The sequence below is a fragment of the Anaerorudis cellulosivorans genome, assembly GCF_025943985.1.
Classification (GTDB): Bacteria; Bacteroidota; Bacteroidia; order Bacteroidales; family Dysgonomonadaceae; genus Anaerorudis; species Anaerorudis cellulosivorans.
On sequence record NZ_JAPCWE010000008.1, the window covers coordinates 1 to 25,538 of the forward strand.

General features: G+C 41.9%; 22 protein-coding genes. 19 read left to right on the forward strand and 3 right to left on the reverse strand.

The window, feature by feature from the left end; genetic code table 11:
* From OLM34_RS05715 to aroC, 9 genes are all read left to right on the forward strand, one after another.
* A partial coding sequence (locus OLM34_RS05715; protein WP_320051505.1) for a putative collagen-binding domain-containing protein occupies positions 1-344 on the forward strand: 344 nt, incomplete at its 5' end.
* A 646-nt stretch (positions 345-990) separates the two neighbouring features.
* A complete protein-coding gene (locus OLM34_RS05720; RefSeq protein ID WP_264405816.1) occupies positions 991-3,618 on the forward strand; it encodes a DNA gyrase/topoisomerase IV subunit A in 2,628 nt (875 codons plus the stop codon).
* 45 nt (positions 3,619-3,663) lie between these two features.
* Complete coding sequence (locus tag OLM34_RS05725; RefSeq protein WP_264405817.1) at positions 3,664-4,566, forward strand: DUF3316 domain-containing protein; 903 nt, start codon at positions 3,664-3,666, stop codon at positions 4,564-4,566.
* 13 nt (positions 4,567-4,579) lie between these two features.
* On the forward strand, positions 4,580-5,482 hold the full coding sequence (gene menA, locus OLM34_RS05730; protein WP_264405819.1) for a 1,4-dihydroxy-2-naphthoate octaprenyltransferase: 903 nt from the start codon (positions 4,580-4,582) through the stop codon (positions 5,480-5,482).
* Positions 5,483-5,679: 197 nt separating this feature from the next.
* Positions 5,680-6,369: a hypothetical protein gene (locus OLM34_RS05735; protein WP_264405820.1), complete on the forward strand. Its 690-nt coding sequence runs from the start codon at positions 5,680-5,682 to the stop codon at positions 6,367-6,369.
* A 79-nt stretch (positions 6,370-6,448) separates the two neighbouring features.
* Positions 6,449-7,051, forward strand: a complete 603-nt coding sequence (locus OLM34_RS05740) for a hypothetical protein (protein WP_264405822.1) — start codon at positions 6,449-6,451, stop codon at positions 7,049-7,051.
* A 174-nt stretch (positions 7,052-7,225) separates the two neighbouring features.
* Positions 7,226-8,398 carry a MalY/PatB family protein gene (locus tag OLM34_RS05745; protein ID WP_264405823.1) on the forward strand — a complete coding sequence of 391 codons (1,173 nt, stop codon included), beginning with the start codon at positions 7,226-7,228 and terminating at the stop codon, positions 8,396-8,398.
* Between the two features lie 84 nt (positions 8,399-8,482).
* On the forward strand, positions 8,483-9,034 hold the full coding sequence (locus tag OLM34_RS05750) for an FKBP-type peptidyl-prolyl cis-trans isomerase (protein ID WP_264405825.1): 552 nt from the start codon (positions 8,483-8,485) through the stop codon (positions 9,032-9,034).
* 67 nt (positions 9,035-9,101) lie between these two features.
* Positions 9,102-10,166, forward strand: coding sequence for a chorismate synthase (gene aroC, locus OLM34_RS05755; protein WP_264405827.1), 1,065 nt, complete (start codon positions 9,102-9,104; stop codon positions 10,164-10,166).
* A 97-nt stretch (positions 10,167-10,263) separates the two neighbouring features.
* Here aroC and OLM34_RS05760 read toward each other — a convergent pair whose 3' ends face one another.
* Entirely contained in the window at positions 10,264-10,839 is a 576-nt protein-coding gene (locus OLM34_RS05760) for a 30S ribosomal protein S16 (RefSeq protein ID WP_264405829.1), read from the reverse strand.
* A gap of 237 nt (positions 10,840-11,076) precedes the next feature.
* Here OLM34_RS05760 and OLM34_RS05765 point away from each other — a divergent pair, with 237 nt between their 5' ends.
* From OLM34_RS05765 to nhaD, 10 genes are all read left to right on the forward strand, one after another.
* Positions 11,077-12,900: an LTA synthase family protein gene (locus OLM34_RS05765; protein ID WP_264405830.1), complete on the forward strand. Its 1,824-nt coding sequence runs from the start codon at positions 11,077-11,079 to the stop codon at positions 12,898-12,900.
* Between the two features lie 128 nt (positions 12,901-13,028).
* Positions 13,029-14,177, forward strand: a complete 1,149-nt coding sequence (pstS, locus tag OLM34_RS05770; RefSeq protein ID WP_264405832.1) for a phosphate ABC transporter substrate-binding protein PstS — start codon at positions 13,029-13,031, stop codon at positions 14,175-14,177.
* Between the two features lie 6 nt (positions 14,178-14,183).
* Positions 14,184-15,041 carry a phosphate ABC transporter permease subunit PstC gene (gene pstC, locus OLM34_RS05775; RefSeq protein WP_264405834.1) on the forward strand — a complete coding sequence of 286 codons (858 nt, stop codon included), beginning with the start codon at positions 14,184-14,186 and terminating at the stop codon, positions 15,039-15,041.
* Entirely contained in the window at positions 15,038-15,928 is an 891-nt protein-coding gene (gene pstA / locus OLM34_RS05780; protein ID WP_264405835.1) for a phosphate ABC transporter permease PstA, read from the forward strand. The genes pstC and pstA overlap by 4 nt, the downstream gene beginning before the upstream one ends.
* On the forward strand, positions 15,916-16,725 hold the full coding sequence (pstB, locus tag OLM34_RS05785) for a phosphate ABC transporter ATP-binding protein PstB (protein ID WP_264405836.1): 810 nt from the start codon (positions 15,916-15,918) through the stop codon (positions 16,723-16,725). The genes pstA and pstB overlap by 13 nt, the downstream gene beginning before the upstream one ends.
* Before the next feature lie 84 nt (positions 16,726-16,809).
* A complete protein-coding gene (locus OLM34_RS05790) occupies positions 16,810-17,544 on the forward strand; it encodes a phosphate signaling complex PhoU family protein (RefSeq protein ID WP_264405837.1) in 735 nt (244 codons plus the stop codon).
* A gap of 39 nt (positions 17,545-17,583) precedes the next feature.
* Positions 17,584-18,276, forward strand: a complete 693-nt coding sequence (locus tag OLM34_RS05795) for a response regulator transcription factor (RefSeq protein ID WP_264406017.1) — start codon at positions 17,584-17,586, stop codon at positions 18,274-18,276.
* A complete protein-coding gene (locus OLM34_RS05800) occupies positions 18,273-20,048 on the forward strand; it encodes an ATP-binding protein (RefSeq protein WP_264405838.1) in 1,776 nt (591 codons plus the stop codon). Before OLM34_RS05795 ends, OLM34_RS05800 begins: the two co-directional genes overlap by 4 nt.
* Positions 20,045-20,887, forward strand: a complete 843-nt coding sequence (gene nfo, locus OLM34_RS05805; RefSeq protein ID WP_264405839.1) for a deoxyribonuclease IV — start codon at positions 20,045-20,047, stop codon at positions 20,885-20,887. The genes OLM34_RS05800 and nfo overlap by 4 nt, the downstream gene beginning before the upstream one ends.
* 19 nt (positions 20,888-20,906) lie before the next feature.
* Positions 20,907-22,313 (forward strand): sodium:proton antiporter NhaD, encoded by a 1,407-nt coding sequence (gene nhaD / locus OLM34_RS05810; RefSeq protein WP_264405840.1) that lies wholly within the window; start codon positions 20,907-20,909, stop codon positions 22,311-22,313.
* A 58-nt stretch (positions 22,314-22,371) separates the two neighbouring features.
* Here nhaD and OLM34_RS05815 read toward each other — a convergent pair whose 3' ends face one another.
* Both OLM34_RS05815 and OLM34_RS05820 read right to left on the reverse strand, forming a co-directional pair.
* Positions 22,372-24,705 carry a glycoside hydrolase family 20 protein gene (locus OLM34_RS05815; protein ID WP_264405842.1) on the reverse strand — a complete coding sequence of 778 codons (2,334 nt, stop codon included), beginning with the start codon at positions 24,703-24,705 and terminating at the stop codon, positions 22,372-22,374.
* A gap of 57 nt (positions 24,706-24,762) precedes the next feature.
* A complete protein-coding gene (locus tag OLM34_RS05820; RefSeq protein WP_264405843.1) occupies positions 24,763-25,515 on the reverse strand; it encodes a copper homeostasis protein CutC in 753 nt (250 codons plus the stop codon).
* Between the last annotated feature and the right edge of the window lie 23 nt (positions 25,516-25,538).

Genomic DNA, 25,538 nt, shown 5'->3' on the forward strand with positions numbered 1-25,538 from the left:
TCACGCGTATTCCCGATGATTCGGTAATTGTACCCGATGAGGTAAAAACCTCGGTACCCGGTTCCGGACGGTATCGTTTTGTAGCCACCCGAGATGAAAACGGCCGTTATGCCATGGTTTATGTTCCGGTCGGCAGGCGGTTTACGGTAAGGATGGATGTTGTTTCGGGTAAAAAAGTAACCGCATGGTGGTATAATCCACGGAATGGTAAGGCTCATAAAATCGGGAATTTTTCGAATGAGGGAACCCGTACATTTGTTCCGCCACATTTGGGTGAAAATTCAGACTGGATACTGGTACTCGACGATTCGGCGGCCGGTTTCAAAGCTCCGGGGAAAATCTAAAAAAGAGGCATTGAGTTCTTAAAATATGCAGCTCATTTTTTAGTCATTTTTAAAATTAAGACCGGATAATTTTTTGTCGGCTAAAAATGAAATAAAATATTATGACGATAGCGTTAACTACTTCCCTTTCAGCGTAAATTTCACATTCAGATGTTTTCGCTTCTAACATAAATTGATCCAGTATCCAAGCAATACCAGAACTACCGAAAAGTGTAAATGTCACTGCAATGCAAGCAAAAAGTATACCTGTTGGATCGAAAGAAAACGGTTTGATTAATTGGTTGGAAAGAAGTGTAAAGATAGGTGATCGGAGAGAAGAAGGGATGAGTTTTTTCTTTCTGTAGAACAACGATATATTTCGAGAAGAGACTTTTAAAGTAACCGCATGAAAAAGTAAGGTTAGACTGTGTTTTGTTGAATTTATAAAATTGAATTTTTTTCGTCGGGAAAATCAGGAAATAAAAAAATACGGAAAGAGGGAAAAAGAAGAAGATAGAAAGAAGATTGAAAACAGTCAAGTGAAAAGGACAAAGAAAAATTGAATGGGGGAATTTTGAATATTTTGGAAATACATCCGAAAATCACTACCTTTGAGCGTTTTTAAGCGGGTAAAATATTACGTAGAAAAGCTTAGAGAGGAATATAAATGAGTATGTCTTCTGACGAAATTTTTGATGACAATTTAGATAAAGCTGCTAAAATACCGACGCGATTGGGCGACGATGCACCCATGAATCTTTCGAAAATGTACCAGACGTGGTTTCTGGATTACGCTTCGTATGTAATCCTGGAACGTGCCGTACCGCATATCGTAGATGGACTGAAGCCGGTTCAGCGACGCATCCTGCATGCCATGAAACGCATGGACGACGGCCGATACAACAAGGTGGCCAATATCATTGGTGCCACAATGCAATATCATCCCCACGGCGATGCTTCCATTGGCGATGCTCTTGTGCAATTGGGGCAGAAAGGGTTGCTCATCGATTGTCAGGGCAATTGGGGAAATATTTTGACGGGCGACGGTGCTGCTGCGCCACGATATATCGAGGCGCGTCTTTCGAAATTTGCCCTCGAAGTGCTTTTCAATCCTAAAACTACCGAATGGAAACCGTCGTACGACGGGCGCAACAAGGAACCGGTTACGTTGCCGGTGAAGTTTCCGTTGTTGCTGGCGCAGGGCGTTGAAGGGATTGCGGTGGGCCTTTCGTCAAAAATTCTACCACACAATTTCAACGAAATCTGCGATGCGGCAGTGGCGTATCTCGAAGGTAGAGAGTTTAAGTTGTACCCCGATTTTCAAACCGGGGGCAGCATCGATGTGGAGCATTATAACGATGGCGAGCGCGGCGGATCGGTGAAAGTGAGAGCTGCTATTTCGAAGCTCGACAACAAAACGCTCGTCATTAAAGATATTCCTTACGGAAAAACCACATCTACGGTGGTAGATTCTATTCTTAAGGCCAACGACAAGGGTAAAATCAAAATAAAGAAAGTGGACGATATTACGGCCGAAAACGTGGAGATTCAGGTGCAGCTTGCTCCGGGAGTGTCGTCAGATAAAACCATCGATGCGCTTTATGCGTTCACCGATTGCGAAGTTACCATTTCTCCCAATTGCTGTGTTATCAAGGATGATAAGCCGCAGTTTCTCACGGTTAGCGATTTGCTGCGCGATTCTGTCGATCGTACCAAAGATCTTCTTCGTCAAGAGTTGGAAATCGCAAAAGAAGAAAAACAGGAGGAATTGCTTTTTGCTTCGCTCGAAAAGATTTTCATTCAAGAGCGAATTTATAAGGATAAGGAATTCGAGAATGCTGAGGACATGGATGCGGCTGTGCTTCACGTTGATAAACGACTCGAACCTTTCAAATCGCAGTTTCTTCGCAAAATCACTCGCGAAGATATCCTCCGCCTGATGGAAATAAAAATGGCGCGCATCCTTCGCTTCAACTCCGACAAGGCCGACGAAGTGATTGCCAAGCTGAATGAAGAAATTGCCGAAATTGACGATCACCTCAATCACCTGGTCGATTATACCATTGCCTGGTATCGAATGCTCAAAGAGAAATACGGCAAAAGTTTTCCGCGCAAAACCACCATTCGCAGTTTTGAGAACATTGAGGCGGTGAAAGTGGCCGAAGCTAACGAAAAACTGTATATCAACCGCGAAGAAGGGTTCATCGGAACAGGTCTGAAGAAGGATGAGTTTGTTTGCAACTGTTCCGATATCGACGACGTGATCGTTTTCTTCAAGGACGGGAAATACAAGGTGGTGAAAGTGAGTGAAAAAATGTTCGTAGGGAAAGGAATTCTTTACGCCAATGTGTTTAAGAGAAACGATAAACGAACCATCTATAATGTGGTATATCGTGACGGAAAAACGTCGCCTTATTATATCAAGCGATTTTCGGTAACAGGCGTTACACGCGATAAGGAGTACGACTTGACGCGCGGAAAACCGGGATCGCGTATCGTGTATTTCAGTGCTAATCCCAATGGAGAAGCCGAAACCATCAAAGTGATCCTGAAGCCTAAACCCCGGATGCGTATTCTGCAGTTCGAGAAAGACTTTGGCGATATTGCCATTAAAGGCCGACAGGCAATGGGGAATATGCTTACAAAGGCTGAAGTGCATCGCATTTTGCTCAAGCAAAAAGGGGTGTCGACGTTGGGCGGACGTAAAGTGTGGTTCGATCCCGATGTGTTGCGCCTCAACTACGATGGTGAAGGTACTTATCTGGGCGAGTTTCAGGGCGAAGACGAAATATTGGTTGTAACCCGAAACGGCGAGTACTATACCTGCAATTTCGATTTGAGCAACCATTTTCCGACCGATTATCTGAAAATAGAGAAATACGACAAAAATAAAGTTTGGACAGCGGCTCTCTTTAATGCCGATCAAGGGTATGCCTATCTGAAAAGGTTTACCTTTGAACCTTCGGAGAAACCGTTGAATTTCATTGGCGATAATCCGCAATCGAAATTATACTTGCTCACCGACACGGTTTATCCGTATCTGCAGGTTGTTTTTGGCGGAAACGATGCGTTTCGCGATCCGATGGAGATAGATGCCGATGAGTTTATTGCCGTGAAAAGTTATAAAGCCAAAGGGAAACGCTTGTCGAACTACGAAGTGGAAACAGTGAATGAGTTAGAACCCAAACGCTTTCCGGAACCCGTTAACGAGGAACAGCATTCTACAAATGTAGAGATCGATGAAGAGGATGTGTTGGACGAAATTACCGGACAGATGCGATTGTTTGACAAATAGGGAGAAAAGGAACGATTTTGTTTACCCCATATCAAAAAAAGGCGTATGATAAAGAAATTATCTCTTACTCTTTTTCTGCTGACGGTGATTTCCGCCGGCGGTTTTTCGCAGGAAATACCGATGTTGCAGGAAATGACGGATTCGGTTTCACAGAAAAAGCCCTGTTCGGTATTGTCAGAATTGAAACCCGTGAATCGAGCAACATTATTAGGCGTCGGAAAAGGGTTCCTCACCGATACGTATCTTTCTCCCTTGGAATATGACGGATTGACTTTTTCTCTCCTGCATGAACGACTGAAAGGGACTTCTTTTTTTAACGAGAAATTGCTGCTGCAGCATCAGTTCCAGATTCAGATTGCGAGCACCGATAATCCAACCAAAACGGGATCGTCGTATTACGGAAATCTTTATTACGAACTAAACGGTTTTTATCCGTTGGTGGAAACCAACCGTTTTAGGTGGTATGGTGGTGCCGGTTGGAATGCCGAGTTGGGTGGTATTTACAACGAACGCAATTCCAACAATCCCGGATCATTGAAAGTATCCACCAACCTCAATCTCGCCACAATGGCACTGTTCGACTGGCGTATGTTTACTTTCCGTTGGCAGTTGAGTACTCCTATTGCGGGACTGTTTTTTTCTCCCGAATACGGACAATCGTATTACGAAATGTTTACGTTGGGAAACGACGACGGTACTGCAATTTTCGGTTCGTTACATAATCAACGGGCCATTCGCAACTATTTTACGGTGGATTTTCCTGTTGGAAATGTAACTATTCGTACCGGTTACCTTGGAAATTATTACTATACCGATGTAAACCATATCGTTACCAAAATCTTATCGCATCAGTTTATGATCGGGTTTGCCGTTGAATCGCTGAATGTCGGAGGAAAACGCCTAAAGCAAAACCGTTGGCTGCATAGTGTCTATTACAACGAACCCTAATGTTTTTTCGACAATGGCTTCTGTAAAGGATTGGATATTGGCTTTTAGGTTGCGTACGCTTTTTTTGGCAGCATCAACGGTGATATTGGGAAGCGGTTTAGCCCTGCACGAGGGAATGTTTTCCCTAGCAACCTTTGCTCTTGCACTGGTTTTAGCCCTTTCGGCTCAGATATTGTCCAATCTTGCAAACGACCTCGGGGACTACCAAAAGGGAACGGATATAACGGGAAATCGTAAAGGTCCCGTTCGTGCCGTACAAAGTGGACGTATTACCGCAGAACAGATGAAGCGGGGCGTAGCGATCGTGGCAGTGTGGGTTGCTGTTGTCGGGTTGGTCCTTGTTTTAAGTACCGCCACAATGATCGGTTGGAAATCTGTGGCAATTATGCTTGTGGTGGGACTGTCGTGCATTTTGGCGGCTGTGGGTTACACGTTGGGAAAACATGCTTACGGATACAGAGGGTGGGGCGATTTTTTCGCTTTTTTGTTTTTTGGTCCCGTTCCTGTTATTGGTACTTATTTTTTACACGTACATTCATTCGATTTTGAGCCTGTGCTTCCGTCGATCGGTTCAGGATTGATCAGTGCGATGATTTTGAATATAAACAATATGCGCGATATTGACAATGATCGTGCAGCGGGCAAAGTAACTCTTGCGGCCAAGTTGGGACTGCAAAATGCCAAAATTTACCATACGTTGCTCACGTGTCTGATGTGTGCGTGTTTTTTCACATACAGTCTTTTGTATGCCTCAACGCCGTGGTATAGGTATTTATATGTGCTTGTGTTTGTGTTTCCCCTGAAGATATTGGCAGAAATTTATCAAAAAAGTGGGAAGGATTTGGATCCCTATTTAAAGCAAACCTCCTTGTTCAGCTTTTTGTTGGCCATCGTTTTTACGCTTTGCATCAATTGAATTTTGAAAGGCAAATGAGTGGTTCCCAGCCGCAGAAATAATTAAAAATGGAACCATTCTCAAAATGGATTACGCTAATAATGAAGGAATGAATGGAGCTATTAAAAATAAACCCTATATTTGAGGCGCATTGAAAATCCAAGTTTTCATAAACAACTTTGTGAAATTTGACAATTAGATAAATAATAACACAAAAAATGAAACGGCTTTTAATACATCTGCATTATGTATTGATTCTTTTCGGGCTTTCGGGTTCAATGATTGCAAAGGCTGATATTTGGGATAATCCGAGAGTTCAGATCTATTATTCAGAGAATAAGGAATTCAAATTAATCATCACTCCAAAAAAAATTCCCGACAAATATTATCAATGGAAAAACTATAAGAATAATAAACATCCTCAGACAAAAACAATTTTACGAAAAAAGCTGAAATTTATGCAGAGTATTTCACCTAAAGACACGATTTTAATTCCTTGCATGGCGGAATTGTATCAAATAAAAGGAACTGATAGTATTTTGTTGTGGAAAAATAAATTGCTGAATGATATTTGTCCTGTCTATGCGATAGTATCAAATAATGGCTCTTCGGTTGCAACATTTGATAATTGGTATTCAACCGGATATGGTGTCAATGTATTTGTGATATATAATGCGGAAGGAGAGGCGAAAAGGACATATAAACTTGAAGAAATAAGTCCTTTTCCTCTGAATGACTATTCTTTGTCAATTTCATCTATATACTGGAGAAAGAATGCTCGATTTATTGACAATGAAAGGATTAGTATTGAATTTGCAACGGAGAATAACGAAATCAAGAAAAGAATATATAACACAAAAAAATTATCATTTGAAGAATACCTACCTTGTAATCACGACATAATATAGCTTCATGCAATCCCCGAGATTTCGGACCATCGACCATTAAAGGGAAAACCTAAGAACGGCAAATACAACAGATAAAAATATGAAAGTTCGATTGATTAGAAAAGAAGAATTTAGGAGTTATTTTTTACCGGTTATTTTTTATGGACCAATATTAGGATTGATAATTTTCCTTGTGATGCGTGTGGATAATACTATGCAAATTTCTGCGATTAAGGGTTTTTCTTTGGGGATAGTCATAGTTTTTGGTCTTCAACTGTTGGGTTTTATTATTATGGAAATATTTGTACGAGGAAATCAAATAAAAAAGCTACAGAAAGAGAACTTCAAAATACTTGAACAATGTGGAATTCAGTTGTGTGACGATTTAGTATTTAGAGGAAATTATAAAGGATATCGGATTGATATTTATCCATATGAAGTGATTGTTAAAAAACGAAAACAACTGCATTTCACAATAAAATCATATTATAATTATCCGGATAGTCTAGTCAATGAGAGCTCAAAATTGAATTATGATCAAATGAATTGTAATACGTATGATATAGGAACAATTAATTTCAATAGGAACATTGTTTCAATAGTGCCAACTGATGGGAATAATCCTGATTTTAAATCTTTAATAGACTTCTTGATTTATAAATTGCAAGAATTAGAATTGACTCCGTTTGACTTTAAAACATAAAGGGTTTCCATCTCACTTCAATTTTTTCGTGTACCGTGAACAAAATATAATCGCTATCTTTGAAACAAAAAATTTACTTTGGAGCGAACATTTCCATTGTAAAGGATTATTCTAAGATTGTGAACAGTAAAAGAGGAAATTTACAAATTGGAAATTTTATTAGAAAAGAAAAGAATGAAATACAATTTTGATGAAGTGATCGACAGGAGGAATACCTCTTGTGTGAAATTTGATGCGGTTTCGGAACGTTTGGGAAGAAACGATTTCATCCCGCTATGGGTTGCCGATATGGATTTTCTTTCTCCTCCTTGCGTTATCGAAGCATTGAAAAAACGGGTCGAACATGGTATTTTCGGTTATACTTTTCCGTCGCCGGAGTATTATCGTTCGATTATCGATTGGTTGAAGAAAAGGCATCATTTGACAGTAAAGAAAGAATATCTTACCTTTGTGCCCGGCATAGTGAAAGGGATTGCTTTTGCCATCGACGAATTCACCGAAAAAGGAGACAAGGTGATTATTCAACCTCCTGTTTACCACCCTTTTCGGATTGTAACGGAAGGACTGGAACGACAAGTGGTCAATAATCCGCTCGCTCTTGAAAACGGACGTTACAGAATGGATATAGACGGACTGAAAAAGGCGGTTGCGGAAAATGATTGTAAGGTGTTGATCTTATGCAATCCCCATAATCCGGGAGGGAGAATATGGTCGTCGGAGGAGCTTGCCATAATAGCCGAAATATGTTATGATAAGGACATTTTGGTTATTTCAGATGAAATCCATGCCGATTTGGCTTTACCGGGATACCACCATACTCCGTTTGTTTCCGTATCGGAAAAGGCTGCTCAAAACAGCATCACGTTTATGGCCCCGAGCAAGACGTTTAACATTGCCGGCATCGTGAGTTCGTTTGCGGTAATTCCGAATATCGACATTCGCAAACGTTACGTTGGGTATCTCGAAAAACGTGAACTGAATCAGGGCGATCTTTTTGCTTATACGGCGGCGCAAGCTGCCTATGAAGGTGGGGAAGAATGGCTGGATGAGCTCCTGAAGTATATTAAGGGGAATATCGATTTTGTATCGGATTTTCTGGCAACGCATATTCCGCAAATTAAACCGATGGTTCCTGAAGCATCGTTTCTGGTATGGCTCGATTGTCGGGGATTGGAATTATCGCAAAAAGAGTTGGTGAGTCTTTTTAGGGATAAAGCTCATTTGGTGTTGAACGATGGTACGATGTTTGGGAAGGAAGGTGAAGGATTCATGCGCATGAATGTAGGTTCTCCACGTGCGATAATCGAAAAAGCACTGATCAATTTAAAAAATGCCGTTAATGAATAAACCTGTGGGGTTTATTATTGTTCTAATTAAAATAGAAACAGAAGAAATAAACTCCCAATTATAAATAATTAAATAACCGTTTCAATGAAAATTTCAACAAACAAGTATGTTACATTGACCTACGATTTACATGTAGGCGAAGGCGAAGAACGCGAATTAGTGGAGCAAGCAACCATAAAAAAACCGCTGGAATTTGTTTTTGGCACCCATGCGATGCTTGAAACATTCGAAAATTATCTTGATGGATTGGAAGAAGGCGATCGTTTTAATTTTTCACTCACTCCCGAAGAAGCTTATGGCGAATATGACGAAGATAAAATTATCGATTTACCCAAAACCATCTTTGCAATTGACGGAAAAATTGACGAAGAGGTGTTGTTCGAAGGAAACATGATTCCAATGATGGATGCCGACGGAAACCGACTGATGGGTTCCGTGATATCCATTGAGAATGATGTGGTGACCATGGATTTTAATCATCCGTTGGCAGGTGAAACCATGTTTTTTGAAGGTGAGGTAGTAGGAGTACGTGATGCTACACCTGAGGAAATTGCCGCTTTTTCTACAAATTGCAACTGCGGATCGGACGAGTGTGGCTGTGGTTCTGAGGGTTGTGGATCGGGATGCAATTGTTGAGCAAGGGGTGAATGCCTTTGTGTCTCCGGGGAAAAAATTATCTTTTGTTTTCGTTGAAAAGTAAAAGATGAACACATTTGGAAATATATTCAGGCTGACATCGTTCGGCGAATCACACGGTGAAGCCGTAGGCGGAGTGATCGATGGTTGTCCGCCGGGTATCGAGATGGATATGAAGTTCATTCAGAGTGAGCTCGACAGACGTCGTCCGGGCCAATCCCGTATCACCACATCCAGGAAAGAGTCGGATACGGTGAATTTTCTTTCCGGCATATTTGAAGGAAAAACTACCGGGACGCCCATCGGATTTATTGTAAGAAACGAAAATCCGCATTCATCGGACTACGAAAATCTGAAAGATGTGTTTCGTCCTTCTCATGCCGATTTCACCTATCAACAAAAATATGGTATTCGCGATTACCGCGGAGGAGGCCGTTCCTCCGCGCGTGAAACCATTACGCGTGTTGTGGCCGGCGCCATTGCCAAATTGTATCTGAAAAAATTGAATATCGTTTTTACGGCTTATACTTCTCAAGTAGGGGGAATTATGCTGGATAAAGATTATACGGAATACGATTTCTCTCTGATAGAATCTACGCCGGTGAGGTGTCCTGATCCCGAAAAAGCGTGGCAGATGATCGATCTTATCCAGGAGGTCCGTGCTAAAGGCGATACGATTGGAGGTGTGGTGAGCTGTGTAATCAAAGGTGTTCCCGTTGGTTTAGGCGAGCCTGTGTACGGAAAATTGCATGCGGCGTTAGGTGCTGCCATGCTGAGTATCAATGCCGTGAAGGGTTTTGAGTATGGCGATGGTTTCGATGTGAATCATAGAGGTTCTGAGGTGAACGATGTCTTTTTTAACGATAACGGTCGTATCACGACGCGGACCAATCATTCGGGCGGCATTCAGGGAGGAATATCCAACGGACAGGATATTTATTTTCGTGTGGCTTTCAAACCTGTGGCTACCATTCTTATGGAACAGCAAACGGTGGATATCGAAGGCAACGAAACCATCATAAAAGCTCGTGGAAGGCATGATCCGTGTGTTGTGCCACGTGCCGTTCCTATTGTGGAGGCCATGGCGGCTATTACTATCATGGATTACTATTTACTTTCGAAAGCCAAGTAGGATGGAATCGCGTTGCCGGTTGCCACGTATGATATGAAATAAAAAAAGTATCCGTATTTGCGGATACTTTTTTTGGATATTGAAAAAAGTGAGAAAATTATTCGGCTGCCGGTTCCTCTTTTTTTTCTTCAGCTGCCGGTTTTTCGGAAGCAGGCTCTATTGTAGCCGATTCTTCAGCAACAGGAGCGGGTTCAGGAGCATTAGCTGCTTCCATTTCGGCTTTTTTCTTGGCTAAAGCCTTGGCTTTTTCTTCGTTTATCTTTTTCTCTGCTTCAAAGCGGGCTTTTTCTTCGGCACGTTGTTTTTCTTCATCCTTGTTTTTTAAGGATTCGAATGTTTTTTCTTTTTTCGTTTTCCATTCAAGGAATCTTTTTTCTGCCTCTTCCTCCGAAAAAGCACCTTTCGCTACACCACCCAGAAGGTGTTTTTTCATCAATACGCCTTCTTTCGATAAGATATTGCGAACGGTATCTGTGGGTTGGGCACCTGTTTGCAGCCAATACAAAGCTCTGTCGAAATTCAAAGTGATTGTAGCAGGATGAGTGTTCGGATCATATGAACCTATCCTTTCTATATACTTTCCATCCCGTGGAGCCCTGCTATCTGCAACGACAATGTGATAGAACGCGTGATGTTTGCGTCCGTGTCTTTGTAAGCGCAGTTTTGTTGCCATTTAGTAATTTTTTAAATTAAATATGTTAGACATTTTTTGAATTTAGGCTGCAAAGTTATGCAAACTTTTCGGATAAATGAAGTTTTTTGTTGCATTTACGAGTTGAATCTGCGTATCTTTGCATAATTTACAAAAAGAAGAAAGCAAGGCACTGTTTTTTGAATAGTGAACATTTTAGGAAAAGGGAAGCAGGGTTTGCTGCATTTTTCGACATAAAAATTTTTTAGGAGAATAGTAATGATGAATAGAATTATTCGATTAATTAAAATCTACCTTTTATTTATATTGGTTTTTCTTTTGCAGAAGCCGCTTTTTATGTTGTATTATCACAATTTGTATCACGATGTGTCGTTTATCGATTTTGTTCGTGTACTGGTCAACGGATTAAAGTTGGATGCTTCTATGGCGGGTTATTTAACCCTTTTGCCGGGATTTTTTCTGATTGCCTCGGAATGGGTGCCGTCTTCTGTCATCGAAAAGATTTTTAAGGGTTACTTTGCTCTTGTGGCATTGCTTATCTCTATCATTTTTGTTGCGGATATTGCTTTGTATGGCTACTGGGGATTTCGGTTGGATGCTACGGCTCTTTTCTATATGAAATGGCCGAAGGATGCTATGGCTAGCGTAAATGTTTTTACCGTTATTATTGGAATTGCGGTTATTGTGGGAATATCGGTTCTGCTGTATTATGTGTTTTCCCGCGCAATATTGCGGAACAAATGCAGTGAAAGGCAAATCGAAAATCGTTTTTTGACGGTTTTCCCTCTCCTTTTGCTTATCGCAGCACTTTTTATCCCCATTCGTGGAGGATTTGAAGTTTCAACCATGAACACAGGTAAAGTGTATTTTAGCTCGCGAATCAATTTGAATCATGCGGCTGTCAATCCCATGTTCAGTTTTATGGAATCTCTTTTTAAGGAACAGAATTTCGAAAAACAATATCGTTTCCTGAGCGAAGAAGAAGCCAGAGAGGAATTTAAAAAATTGGTGGAACAACCTTCCGACAAATCGATTCCTGTTTTATTCGATACAACGCGTCCCAATATCATTATGATTGTTTTGGAAAGTTTCGGGTCGAAGGTGGTGGAACCTCTTGGAGGAATCCCGGGAATAGCCACCCGTTTGAATCGGTATTGCGAAGAGGGAATTTTGTTTACGAATTTTTATGCAAACAGTTTTAGAACTGATCGCGGGTTAGTGTCTATTTTTAGTGGTTATCCTGCGCAACCCACTACTTCCATCATGAAGTATCCCCGTAAAAGCCAAACCTTGCCTTCCATCACCAAAACATTGAAACAAAACGGCTATTCCACTACCTATTATTATGGAGGGGATGCTGATTTTACCAATATGCGTTCGTATTTGGTTTCGCAGGGAATCAGTGATCTCGTTACCGAACAGGATTTTCCTGCCAAAGACCGAACCACCAAATGGGGGGTGCATGATCATATTGTGTTTCAACGTTTTTTGGCGGATCTGCAAAAACCGCAACAAGAGCCTTTTATAAAAATTATGCAGACGTTGAGCAGTCATGAGCCATTTGATGTGCCTTTTCACAAAAGCAATGATCTTTATTTGAATTCCGTACAATATACGGATAGTTGTTTGGGCGAATTTATTGAAGGATTTAAGAAGACGAAATATTGGGCAAATTCGATCATTGTGTTGGTGCCCGACCATGCCATGCATTATCCGTCGTCCATCGATATTCGTTCTATCGAACGTTACCGGATACCTTTTCTCATCTTGGGAGGTGCTGTAAAAGCACCGGGGAAAATTGATGCCTATGCTTCACAAATCGATATTGCTGCTACGCTGCTGCACCAATTTCAAATTCCTCATTCGGAATTTACTTTCAGTAAAAATATCGTGAATCCCGATTCCCCTCATTTTGCTTTTTATACTTTTCCAAACGGATTTGGGTTTTTAACCTTGGAAAATCATTATGTATATGATTGTGCTTCACAATCGGTTGTGGTAAATGAAGGGAATGAATCGGAAAACCGAAAAAAAGGAGAAGCCTATCTTCAAATTCTTTATGATGATCTGGCGAGCAGGTAAAACAACATGCTTTTCTCGAAAGAGGACTTTTATGTTTTAAAACTTAATAATTATGTCATATTTTTGTAACAACTTTGTAACATAAGTGTTATATTTTTGTAACCGAAATAAAACGGATTTTTAAGTGGATGAAGAAAAAATTGCTGTTGTTTTCTGTGGTTTGTTTGGCGTTATTTTCTTGCAGCGGGAGCAAGGACAAGAGCAAAAGGTCGATAGGGGTTACGCTTTCGGGAGCAGGTGCTACTTTTCCTTATCCTTTTTATAGTATAGTTTTTAGGGATTACATGCGTAAGCATCCCGGGGTAACAATCAATTACGGAGCTATTGGCAGCGGAGGAGGAATTCGCAGTTTGCGCGATAAATCGGTAGATTTTGGTGCCAGCGATGCGTTTTTAAACGAAAAAGAAATTGCCTCCATGGGTGCCGAAGTTGTTCATATTCCCACTTGCATGGGTGGTGTGGCGTTGTCTTACACGCTTAGAGGAGTGGATAGCCTGCGACTCACAGGTGAATTGGTTGCCGATATTTTTATGGGAGAAATTACCCGATGGAGTGATCCGCGGATTGCCGCCGAAAATCCGGGCATTTCTCTTCCCGATGTAGAGATAACGCCGGTGTACCGTTCGGATGGAAGTGGAACCACATTTGTTTTTTCGGATTATCTGAGTAAAGTAAGTCCGAAATGGAATAAGATAATGGGCAAAGGAAAAGCATTGAAGTGGAACGCCGGACTCGCAGCGAAAGGAAATCCCGGAGTGGCAAGTGTGGTGCAACTGACGGAAGGAGCCATCGGGTATATCGGATCGGAATATGCCTTTACGCTGCAAATGCCGTCGGCCATTATTAAAAACAAAGCCGGCAATTACGTGAAGGCTTCATTGAAAACCATTGCGGCTGCAGCAGAAACCGATTTGCCCGACGATATGAAACTTACGCTTACCGATATGCCGCACCCCGATGCATATCCCATCAGCCTGATGACGTGGTTGCTGGTTTACCGGGATCAGGCTTATGGCGGGCATTCAAGGCAAGAGGCCGAAGTGCTGGTCGATTTACTGAATTATATTATCGGACCGGAAGGACAGCAATTGGCGGAACAGGTGAATTTTGTGCCTCTGCCTTTTCAGGCCGTGCAAAAGACACAACGCCTTATTAACCATATTCATTTTGCAGGAGAGCGAATATCGACGGTTCCCGATCCGGAAATAGCTGTAGTTAAATTTTTATCGACAGATACCGTAACCGATCATCAAAGAACGGTACGCTATGAAAAATGATTACGAATGAAAGATAGGGTTTTTAAAGGATTGCTTTTTGCTGCTGCCTTGATCATTTTGATGTTGACGGCAGGGATTATTTATGTTTTGATAAAGAATTCGTTAGATGTTTTTCAAACGTATGGTTTTTTTGGCTTTATATTTAATGCAGAATGGGATCCTCGCTCCGATTCAGAAGAATATGGTGCGTGGTCTTTTATAATCGGAACCCTTTTCACGGCTTTTTTTGCGCTATTGCTTTGTATCCCTTTTTCTTTGCCGGTAGCGTTGTTCAACGGTGAATACTTCAAAGGTCGGAAGATATCGTCTGTTGTAGGTTCGGTAGTCGACTTGCTTGCCGGTATTCCTTCTATTGTATACGGCTTATGGGGATTTTATACGTTACGTCCGGTTGTTATTCAGTTGGGCGTCAATGCATCGGGTTTCGGAATTTTTCTTGCTTCGGTAGTATTGGCCATCATGATTATTCCGTATGCTTCATCGTTGAGTGCCGAATTTTTGTCGATGATTCCCGATACGGTGAAAGAGGGGGCATACAGTTTAGGGGCCACGCGGGCAGAAACGATTTGGCATGTAAGCCTGCCAATGGCAAGTTCGGGCATTGTTGCTGCGTATATCCTTGCCTTAGGAAGAGCTTTAGGCGAAACAATGGCTGTGACCATGCTTATCGGTAACACCACTAATGTGCCCTCTTCGTTGCGTGATACCGGAAACACGATGGCAAGCGTTATCGCCAATCAGTTTGGCGAAGCCGACGGGTTAAAGTTGAGTGCTCTTATCGGGATTGGCTTGTTGTTGTTTGTTATAACGGCAATAATTAATCTGATAGCCAAATTTATCATGAAAAAATTAGCAGCCGGATGAAAGATAAGGATAGGGATAAGATGATGTGGTCGAACATAAAGAAACGGTCAGCCAAAGATAAAATCGTTTTTGGAGCCATTTGTTTCTTTTCGTTCCTTTCTATGATTCCGTTGTTTCTCATTATTTGGGAAGTGGTATCGAAAGGATATAAAAATTTCAATTGGCGTTTGTTTACACAGGTTGCACCTTCTTCAATGGACGCTTTGATTGCGAAAATGAGCGGCGAACCCATTCCGGGAGGTATTCTCAATGGCATCACCGGAACTTTTCTTATTGTGGGGCTGGCAGTTTTATTTACGGTTCCGTTGGGATTGTTCGTCGGCATTTATCTTTCGGAGCATCGCGACAACAAGTTTGCACAAACCGTGAGTTACCTCACCGATTTGCTGCAGGGTATGCCCTCCATCGTTATCGGTATCATTGCATACATATGGGTGGTGAAACCACTGGGAAGTTATTCGGCATTAGCCGGGAGTGTGGCTCTTACCATTATGATGTTGCCCATGGTAGTGCGCTCGACAGAAGAGACCCTGAAAATGCTTCCTCATTCGTTGAAAGAAGCCGGATTGGCATTAGGTGCATCTTATACTGATGTGATTTTTAAAGTTATGGTACCATCCGGATTCGGGGGAATTTTTACGGGGATTTTGCTGGCTGTTTCGCGTGTCATGGGCGAAACGGCGCCTCTTATGCTGACGGCACTGGGCGCTTCGGTGGTCAACTGGAATATTTTGGAACCTACCGCCGCCATTCCTCTGTTGATTTGGGATTTTTATAATGATCCCAATTTGGTCGATATCATTTGGTCTGCTTCGTTGTTGCTCTTAATCGTGATATTTTTGCTAAACTGGCTCGCTAAAATTGTTGCACGCAAATGGAAAATATAACGGAAAATCGATTGAACAATCAAGAAGATAATTCGGGTAATGAACCCATATTGGTGTTGAAGGAGGTATCCGTATCGTACGCACCCGGGAAAAAGGCAGTCGATAATGTTTCTGCCGATATTTATCCCAATACCATTACGGCCATCATGGGACCTTCGGGTTGTGGCAAAAGTACTCTCTTGAGGGCTATCAACCGAATGCATGATCTTTATCCCAATATCGTGACCAGCGGCGATATTTATCTGAAAGGGAAAAATATTATGAAAATGAACCCGATGGAGGTACGTCGAATGGCCGGTATGGTTTTTCAAACTCCCAACCCTTTCCCAACCATGAGTATTTACGACAATGTGTTGGCGGGTTATCGACTTAACGGCATCAAACTGAAGAAGAATGAAAAAGATGAAATTGTACGTAAAAGTCTTACGGCTGTAGCCTTGTGGGATGAAGTGAAGGATGTGATGAACCGGCGCGGATCGTTTCTTTCCGGGGGGCAGCAACAGCGACTATGCATTGCTCGTGCATTGGCACTGAAACCTGAAGTCTTGCTTATGGATGAACCTACCTCCGCACTTGACCCGGTTTCTACCAATAAAATTGAAGAATTGCTGTTGGAACTCAAAAAGAATTTTACTATTCTTATTGTTACACACAACATGTCGCAGGCGGCCCGTATATCGGACAACTCCATGTTTATGTATCTTGGCGATTTGGTTGAATACGCTCCTACAAAGCAGATGTTTACCAAACCTAAAAACAAGAAAACCGAAGAATATCTTACCGGCATTTTCGGATAAAAATATGGAGAGTATACCTGTTTTCTGAATTATTCTATTAATTTTACGTTTTGAGACTGAATACGATAAAATCTAACTATGTCAATGGATGCTTTTAACGATAACTTTGGCCTATCCAATTCTTCGATTAAAGAAAAATATTTGGAGGAGTTGCAAAGCGATTTCCGGATTCTTTCGGAGATTGTGCTCAATCAGATTGCGCTAACGCAAAAATTGCTGGAAAATAATCTCGACGAGGAGACATTGGTGGAAATATCGAGAAACGAAAAATTAATCGATTCGCTGGATCTTACCATCAGGGAAAAAGTAATTAATGCCATTATTCTTTTTACGCCACGTGCCACTGATCTCAGAAAAATCATGGCTTATCACGATATCACCATTTCCATGGAAAGGGTGGGCGACCAGATTCTGAATGTTGCGGGATTTTTGAAGAAAACCGATCTTACCATTGATGGATTTGAAAATTATCGGGAACATTTGGACAAAATGCTGATATATGCAGTCAATATGTTGAAAAATGCCATTTTTTCTTTTACCGGCTTAAGTCACGAATTAGCATATGAAACTATTCAGATGGACGACAAAGTGGATAAGTGGGATAAAAAAATGGAAAAACGTCTTGCTGATGAATTCAAGGACAGGGTGCTCAGCCATCAAGCACTGATGAATATCATGAGTATTACTGCCATTTCGTATAACATCGAGCGGATAGCCGATATGGCAGTTAATATGGCCGAAGCTGCTATCTATCTCGTGGAGGGTAAGGATATACGGCATAAAAAAATGGAAGAAAAAAAACCCCCCATGCATTCTTAAAATAACGAATACCCTTCAATTTGACGGATTATGGAGGCAATGCAAGGAAAAATTTTAGTCGTTGATGACGAAAAAGATATTTGCGATATTCTGCAATTTAATCTCGAGAACGAAGGATTCGAGGTCGATGTGGCATATTCGGGTGAGGAAGCCCTTCAGAAGTTAGCCGACAGTAGCCACAGCCTGGTTATATTGGATGTGATGATGGAAGGTATGTCGGGTTTTAAAATGGCAGAAAAGGTGCGAAAAGAGGGTAATCCGGTTCCCATCATTTTTTTAACGGCAAAAAATGCTGAAAACGACATGCTTAAAGGGTTTTCGTTGGGAGGAGACGATTATATTACCAAACCCTTTTCGGTGAAAGAGGTGCTTGCAAGAGTTGGGGCCGTCTTAAAGCGAACGAAAATGATTCAGCCATCATTCCGAAAATGGGTATATGGAGACTTGGTTATCGATATGATTTCCAATCGGGTAACTATCAGAGACGAAGAAGTGCCCTTTACGAAAAAGGAATTTGAGATCTTGGTGTTATTGGCTCAATCGGCGCCACATATTCTCACGCGCGCCGAAATTCTCAATAAGGTTTGGAGTGATAACGAATTTGTGTTGGATAGAACAGTGGATGTGCACATTACCCGTTTGCGTAAAAAATTGGGCGATTATGCTTCGCTTATTCAGAACCGGTCGGGATTTGGTTATTATTTGAATACGGATTTAAAAGTCGAAAAATGAAATTTACACTTTCGTACCGAAAAAAAATTTTTATCTATTTTTCCGTCATCATTGCCGTTTTTACGGTAGGGATTATCGCTTTTGAGCAAAACCGACTTAGACGCGAGAGAACGGCAAATCTGGAAAATATTATGGATGTTTATGCCGAAACGGTTCATCGCTATATTTCCGAAAATCGCCTGTACGAAAAAGATAGCCTTTCGGCTCTAAGTGAGTTGCTTTCTTATTTGCCGGATGATGGGGTCAGATTAACCGTTATCGATTGGCAGGGAAATGTATTGTATGATAACACCTTGCTTGCCGACACGATGGAAAATCACCTGCAGAGGCCGGAAATTCAAAAGGCAATTCTGCGACAGAGTGGTACGCATGTGCGTGTTTCGTCGACCAACAACGTGAAATATATGTATTATGCCAAAAAATACGAAGAAGGGTATTTCGTACGCGTGGCTTTGCCTTACGATATAAAAGTAAAACCTGTTCTCAGTGCCAAAGACAGTTTTGTGTATTATGTTTTGCTCTTTTTTATAGTGTGTGTGTTGATGATGAACTATTTTGCCAATCGGTTTTCAAAATCGATTAAGGAGTTGAGGGAATTTTCATTACAGCTGAAGAGCGGACAACCGATAAGTCGGCCCATGAATTATATGGACGATGAAATTGGGGAGATCAGTGCCGATATTATCGAAAATTATAACCTTTTACAGCAGAATCGGAAGCAATTGGCCTTGGAACGCGAAAAATTGCTGCAACATTTTCAATATTCTGAAGAAGGGATTGCAATTTTTTCAAGCGATCGTAAAAAAATATATGCTAATCCGCATTTTTTACAATACCTCAACGTGATTGCCGATACAACAGTATTGGATGCTGAAAAAGTGTTTACGGATCCTCATTTTAGCGATGTTGTGCGTTTTTTGGAAATCAAACCGCGAAAAGAAAATATTTATACCAAACGTATCGAAAAAAGCGGCAAACAGTTTAATGTCCGGGTAATTGTTTTTGATGACGAAAGTTTCGAAATCTATATTGCTGACGTAACCAAACAGGAAAAAACCCGTCTGTTGAAGCAGGAAATGACCAATAATATTGCACATGAACTGCGTACCCCTGTTACAGCTATCAGAGGCTATATCGAAACGTTGCTTACCTTAGACGATACCGATGTGGAGCGAAGACGAAATTTTTTGGAGCGTGCTTATGCACAAACCATGCGTTTGTCGGAACTGATTCAGGATATTACCCTATTGACGAAAATAGAAGAAGCGCCTGATCGTTTCGAATGGGAACCGGTGAACATTAAACAACTGCTGGAAGAGCTTGCTTCAGATTTGAAAGAACGGTTTAAAGAGAAAAACGATCCTTTCGTTATCGATGTGGGTGATGAGGTAACCGTAAACGGAAACCGTACCTTGCTTTATTCCATTTTTCGCAATTTGGCGGAAAATTCATTAATTCATGGCGGAGAGAATATCGAAATAGGTGTACGTTGTTATGCTATAACCGAGGATGCCTTGTACTTTGAGTTTTATGACACCGGTGTCGGAGTAGATGAACACCACCTGAGGCGTATTTTTGAACGATTTTATCGGGTTAATGAGGGGCGTACACGTAATACAGGAGGTTCAGGTTTAGGTTTGTCTATTGTAAAAAATGCCGTGTTGTTTCATCATGGTAGCATTGTAGCAAAAAATCGTCCGGGAGGAGGTTTAATGTTTCTCATCACTTTCCCCCGCTTCAACCAAAAGAACAGTAGATCAGAAGAAATATGAAATACGTAGGAGCACATGTCAGTGCAGCAGGAGGAGTAGAAAATGTCCCTTTCAATGCTCATGCAATCGGAGCGAAGGCCTTTGCCTTTTTCACAAAAAATCAGCGACAATGGTTTGCTGCTCCCTATACCGAACAAAATATCGAGCTTTTTAAGACGCGTTGTGAAGAATTCGGATATTCTCCCGATTGCATTCTTCCGCATGACAGTTACCTGATAAACTTGGGTCATCCTCAAGAAGAGGGGTTAAACAAATCGCGTACGGCTTTTTTCGATGAAATGAAACGTTGCGAACAACTTGGATTGAATCGCTTTAATTTTCATCCCGGCAGTCATCTCAATCTGATATCGGAGGAAGCTTGTTTGAACCGAATTGCCGAATCTGTCAATCTGGCGCTGGAAAAAACCTCCGGCGTTACGGCGGTCATCGAAAATACGGCAGGACAAGGAACCAATGTGGGTTATCGGTTCGAACACTTGGCATATATCATTGACAAGGTGGAGGATAAAACCCGGGTAGGGGTTTGTATCGACACAGCTCATACGTTGGCAGCCGGTTACGAGATTCGCAACAAAGAAGATTACGAAGCTACGTTTCAAAAGTTCGATGCAATTGTCGGTTTTCACTATCTTCGTGGAATGCACATCAACGATTCCAAAAAGGAGGTTGCTTCGCGTGTCGATCGGCACGACAATATCGGGGAAGGAATCATGGGTATGGACCTTTTTCGGTTTATCATGAATGATCCGCGTTTCGAGAATATGCCGCTCATCCTCGAAACACCGGACGAAACGTTGTGGCCTCAAGAAATACAATTGCTCTATTCACTCATACACTGATTGATAATTTCGAAGAGTTATGTATTATGTCATGCCTGTTGTTTTTTTGCTGGGCATCGTAGCCATTGCTTTAGAAGACATCATCAAGATAAATAAATCGGCTACGGCTCTTTTCATGTGCGTTGTCCTTTGGCTGATGCTTATGTTTGATGGGCAAAATATTTTGGTAGAAAGGCATAATCCGCTTTTTTATCAATTTGTTCAGCAAATGGGTATATCCAATCTTCCTCTTAGAGATCAGATCAACACGTATTTAACGGAGAGTGCTTTTGTTCCTCATTTGGGTGATGTGGCAGAGACGTTATTTTTTGTCATGTGCTCCATGTTGATTGTCAGCATAGTAGATAAACATGGAGGATTTGCGGCGGTTGCTACTTATCTGAAAACATCGGACAAACGCCGTTTGCTTTGGTCCATTGGTTTGTCTTCTTTTTTCTTTTCCGCATTACTGGATAATTTGGCTGCGGCTATTGTATTGATTGCCGTGTTGCGAAAGCTGGTACCTGATCGCACCGATCGAATGAAATATGCCTCCATTATTGTGATTGCGGCAAATGCCGGTGGTTCGTGGTCACCTATTGGAGATGTTACCACACTGTTATTGTGGACAGGCGGAAACATTAGCGCAGGGCATCAGATAACTCATGTATTTTTACCTGCCTTTGTAAATTTGCTTGTTCCTTTGACAATTGCCCATTTTTGGTTATTCAAAAAAGGTAAAACACTGAGGATAGAAAGTGCATTGACAAAAGAAGACGAATATGTGCGATTGATACCGATGAAGTCGAGGGTGATTATTTTTCTAATCGGTTTTTTGTCGTTGGCATTGGTTCCCGTTTTTCAGATGTTGACCCATCTTCCTGCTTTTATGTGTGTGTTGTTAGGTTTGGTATTTCTATGGATTTATACGGATTCGATGTATGGTGAAATAAATTACATTGAAGATTCGGACAAGTTGAGGATTTCAAAACTTTTTCAGACGGTTGATCTTCCTACCATTTTCTTTTTTCTCGGCATACTGATGTCTGTGGCAGCTTTGCAAACGGGAGGGCAATTGAGTATGTTTGCCGATGTTCTTTCTTCGACTTTCAAACAACCCTATCTCATCAGTTTTCTTATAGGAGCAGTTTCTTCGGTAGTTGATAATGTGGCACTTGTGGCTGCAACCATGGGAATGTATCCCGTTGTGGAGGCTTCTGCTTCGATAACTCCATATCTGCAGGCTTTCGTGGCTGATGGCGGATTTTGGACGTTTCTTGCTTATTGTGCTGTTACAGGAGGCAGTATTTTTATTATTGGTTCGGCTACCGGCGTTACGGTGATGGGACTCGAAAAAATAAGTTTCGGATATTATTTCAAGAGATTTACGCCATTGGCTTTGCTTGGGTATATTGCCGGTGCAGCGGTGTTTATCTTGCTTGGGTGATAATAAAAAACGCATCGGAATTTCCCCCGATGCGTTTTTTTATTATCGTTTGTTACGATTAATCCAATACAATTTCATCGACAAAAATAAAAGCCCTGTTTCCTTTTCCCGGATGCCATGCCGGAATGATGGAAGGTTTAACCGTAACTTTGAAATATCGGGCAGTCACCGGATCAAAGGTCAGTGTGTGTGTTACTACATCTGACCAGTTTTCCATCTTGGCATCGATATATTTTTCACTTTTTACGGTAGTGAAAACAGAATCGTTGTTCGATGAAGCAATCGTTATTTCTGATGCGTCGAATACCCAGTCGCCGGTCACAACGGCATTTCTGATTTCTGCCTTGGATATGCCGGTGGGTTCAAGCATATCGATAACGGCAATCAGATCTTCGTTCTGAAATCCCATCCATCTGCCGGTTTTGTAGTTTGAACTTTTTCCGAACAAGCCGTCCACCAACATGCCCGGACCGCTGAAAGCATAATTGGGTGCCGGTTGGGTAAGCAACACAATGGGTTTGAAAGTGGATTTGCTTACCTTTACTTTTTCATGAAATATTTTACTGTTTTTCCCATTTTCGCGAATGGCTACCGCTTTAATTTCGGCATCTCCCTTTATCGTAAAACTACCTTCGTACAGGGTAGATGAAGTGGTCGGTTCTTCTCCGTTCAAGGTATAATAGATGGGAGCATCGTCAATGGTCGATAATTCCACATTGAGTGCATTGGTTTCGAAATTGGGCATTAATTTGGCTTGAATGTCAAAAACGTGAGTTGCATAATGGTATCCCAATTTGTCGTACAAAGCGAGCAGACGTGGTAATCTTTTCAAAAATTCTTCGTAGTTTTTCTTTTCGGGCTGCAGCCACTGCACTTCGCAAAGTGCAGCAATGCGTGGCATGACCATGTACTCTACATGTTCGGGCGTTTTGATATATTCCGTCCACAGATTGGCTTGTGGTCCCAAAATATGTTTTTTCTGTTCAGGTGTCAATACTTCCGGAACGGGTTCGAAACTATACACTTTTTCAATGGGAACGTATCCGCCAATGGAAAGCGGTTCGTTTTCGATATCTTGCGTTTGATAATAGTCGAAATAGCAATATGAGGTGGGTGTCATAATGACATCATGATTCATCTGAGCAGCAAGAATACCTCCTTCCATCCCGCGCCAAGACATCACAGTGGCATTGGGCGCAAGTTCGCCTTCCAAAATTTCATCCCAGCCAATGATGTTTCTTCCGTGATCGTTGAGAAACTTCTCAATACGGGCAGTTACATAGCTTTGGAGGTAATGTTCGGCTGTGTGCTTGCTGTCGTCTTTCAGCCCCAGTTCTTTGATGCGTCGTTGACAATCCGGACATTTTTCCCAGCGGACTTTAGGACATTCATCACCTCCGATATGAATGTATTTCGAAGGGAAAAGTTCCATTACTTCACTGAGAACACCTTCCAAAAATTCAAAGGTAGCCTCTTTTCCCGGGCAAAGCACATCTTCGAAAACACCCCATTCCTTTGCCACTTCGTATGGTCCACCCGTGCATCCGAGTTCGGGATAGGCAGCTAGGGCAGATAGCATATGTCCCGGCAGATCAATTTCGGGAATAATGGTGATGTAGCGTTCTTCGGCATATTTTACGATATCGCTGATTTCATCTTGTGTATAAAATCCGCCGTGTGGCTTGCCGTCATATTTTCCCGTATTTTTCCCGATAACGGTTTCTTTTCTGAATGCACCGATTTCGGTGAGTTTGGGGAATTTTTTGATTTCTATTCTCCATCCCTGATCATCGGTGAGATGCCAATGAAATCGGTTGATGTTGTGCAAAGCCAGCATGTCGATGTATTTTTTTACGAAATCGGCCGGTTCGAAATGACGCGCAACATCGAGCATCATTCCCCGGTAGCCAAATCTCGGCTGATCGTTGATGATGACTTGCGGATACATCACCGATATATTTTCGCCCACAGGCGTTGCTTTTCGCAACGTTTGGATGCCGTAGAAGACCCCTGCTTCACTCGATCCCGTGATAGTGATGGTATTCTCGTTCACCTCAATTCGATAAGCTTCGGGATTTTCGTTTACCGCATCTAATGCCAGGATTACGGCATTTTTTTGCGGAGCTGTGGTGGTTATTTCCGGTTTGATGCCGGTAGAAATTTCCAAATACGCTGCCAGAAATTGCGCATTGCGCTGCATTTTTTCGTTTTCTTGCGGAAAAACGATTTTTGTGGCTTTCGATAACGTAAAAGGCGTCCCATTTTCTGTGGTTATTTCAGCGGGCAGAGGCACGACCTGATAATTGGCCTCTCGCATTTCTTTTTTTCCGGAACAGGAGAATAAAAGTCCTGCCGTTGCTAATGAAATAATGAAACAGCTGATTTTTTTCATGTCATTTAAATATTTAGTTATTTTAGCAAATATCGTTTCGATGTCGGTTTCTATTGTTTATCCTTCCTGCAATAAACTTTTTAAGGCTTTTTCTACACGCAATGCGCTCGTGATTTCCTGGGCATATTCGTCTATCGCGCTTGTTGTGCTTCCCATAGAGAGCGAGGGGTTACGATAGATCATGTTGCTTTCAACCTTTTCGCGTACCGATAAATGAAATTCTTTCGCTCCCGTTTCACGGGCAATTTTTGCGATATTATATTCATTGATGCCGCTGCCCGGCATAATGATGATTCGCTCGCCGGCCTGTCGAACCAATTGCTTTATCAGGGTAATACCCTGTTCGGCTTTTGGTTGCTGTCCCGAAGTAAGCAATCTGTCGCACCCCAAAGATATAATATTTTCCAGACTTTCAAAAGGATCTCGGCTCATATCGAAAGCCCTGTGAAAGGTAACGCTCATCCCTTCTGCTGCATCGATCAGTTCACGATTTCGTTGCATGTCGATGTCGCCTTGGGGGGTAAGGCAGCCAATCACCACACCGTCGGCATGCAGTTTTTTGGCCGCTTCGATATCGTTGAGCATGATTTTGTGTTCCAAAGGGGAATAAAGAAAATCGCCACCCCGGGGGCGAATGATCACGTGGAGTTTGATGTTCAGTAATTCACGCGCCAAGGCAATGGTTGCATAAGAGGGAGTAGTTCCGCCTTCGGGAATGGAAGCACAGAGTTCAACCCGATACGCTCCGCCTTTTTGGGCTTGCAGACAACTGGCAACGGAATTGGCACATATTTCCAGTTTATAATTCATCTTTTGCAGGCATTTCTTATTGA